At 67.5% G+C, this 1,738-nt stretch carries 1 protein-coding gene; it reads right to left on the bottom strand.

All coding sequences use genetic code 11. The annotated features are described in order from the left end of the window. Positions 1 to 376 precede the first annotated feature (376 nt). Positions 377 to 1,642, bottom strand: a complete 1,266-nt coding sequence (gene tyrS, locus PV350_RS46490; protein ID WP_500339294.1) for a tyrosine--tRNA ligase — start codon at positions 1,640 to 1,642, stop codon at positions 377 to 379. Between the last annotated feature and the right edge of the window lie 96 nt (positions 1,643 to 1,738).

Below are 1,738 nucleotides of genomic sequence, written 5' to 3' on the forward strand. Positions count from 1 at the left end.
TTCGAGACCGTTTCACCGGCCCCTCCGGGCTTTCCCTTCGTTGTCTCCAGCTTAGCAGATCCGATTTCCTTCTCTGCCACCCTCTGGAGGGGGTTTCGCTTTCGGCGTTTCCGCCTCGGCGACATTCACTACGTTAGCGGATTCCTTCGCGTCATGCGAATTCGTCCCCCACTCTCCGTACGATTCCACGCCAATAGAATTCGAGAGCACGCAAGTGCACCCGAATCTTCGGGGTGTTGTCGTCGTGGTGAGTGACCACCGATCGGAGGATCCGGACGAACCGGGCGCACCGTCTCAAGCGGCTCGGGCTACGTTACGCAGGTGCGGCGGCGGAGTCAAGCTCCGACGCCGCTCAAACGTGGATAACCAGCCGACGTCAGTCGCCGGCGATCTCGACGGCCGCCAGGCTCTTCTTGCCGCGCCGCAGCACGAGCCAGCGGCCGTGCAGCAGGTCGGCGGCCTCGGGGGTCGCGTCCTCGTCGCCGATCTTGACGTTGTTCACGTACGCGCCGCCCTCCTTGATGGTGCGGCGGGCCGCGGACTTGCTGGCCACGAGGCCGACCTCGGCGAAGAGGTCGGCGACGGAGGCGAGTTCGGCGACCTTGGCGTGCGGCAGTTCGCCGAGTGCCGCGGCGAGGGTCCGCTCGTCGAGTCCCGTGAGTTCGCCCTGGCCGAAAAGTGCCTTGGACGCGGCGATGACCGCGGCGCACTGCTCGGCGCCGTGGACGAGGGTGGTGAGCTCCTCGGCGAGGGCGCGCTGGGCCGCGCGGGCCTGCGGGCGCTCCTCGGTGAGCCGCTCCAGTTCCTCGATCTCCTCCTGCGTCCTGAAGCTGAAGATGCGCAGGAACTTGGAGACGTCGCGGTCGTCGGCGTTCAGCCAGAACTGGTAGAAGGCGTACGGCGTGGTCATCTCGGGGTCGAGCCAGACCGTGCCGGACTCCGTCTTGCCGAACTTCGTGCCGTCGGCCTTGGTGATGAGCGGGGTGGCCAGGGCGTGCACGGAGGTGCCCTCGACGCGCCCGATCAGGTCGATGCCGGCCGTCAGGTTGCCCCACTGGTCGCTGCCGCCGGTCTGCATGGTGCAGCCGTACCGGCGGTGGAGCTCCAGGAAGTCCATGCCCTGGAGGATCTGGTAGCTGAACTCCGTGTAGCTGATGCCTGCCTCGGAGTTGAGCCGGCGGGCGACGGCCTCCTTGGCGATCATCTTGTTGACCCGGAAGTACTTGCCCACGTCGCGCAGGAACTCGATGGCCGAAAGGCCCGAGGTCCAGTCGAGGTTGTTGACCATCACGGCGGCGTTCGGGCCCTCGAAGGAGAGGAAGGGCTCGATCTGCGCGCGGATCCGCTCCACCCAGCCCGCGACGACGTCGGCGTCGTTCAGCGTCCGCTCGGCCGTCGGCTTGGGGTCGCCGATCAGGCCGGTGGCGCCGCCGACGAGGGCGAGCGGCCGGTTGCCCGCCAGCTGGAGCCGGCGGATGGTGAGGATCTGCACCAGGTTGCCGAGGTGGAGGCTGGGGGCGGTGGGGTCGAAGCCGCAATAGACCGTGACCGGGCCGTCCGCGAACGCCTTGCGCAGTGCGTCCTCGTCGGTGGAAACGGCGATCAGCCCTCGCCACCGCAGCTCGTCGACGATGTCCGTCACGGTTCTCGTGTCTCCTCGGTGTCGGTCGGTGCCTCGTACCTGTGCGTACGGAGTCTTTCCGAGACTACGCGTTCCGCTCGACTCCTTTTGCGCCCC

The organism is Streptomyces sp. PA03-6a (genome assembly GCF_033792765.1).
GTDB lineage: Bacteria > Actinomycetota > Actinomycetes > Streptomycetales > Streptomycetaceae > Actinacidiphila.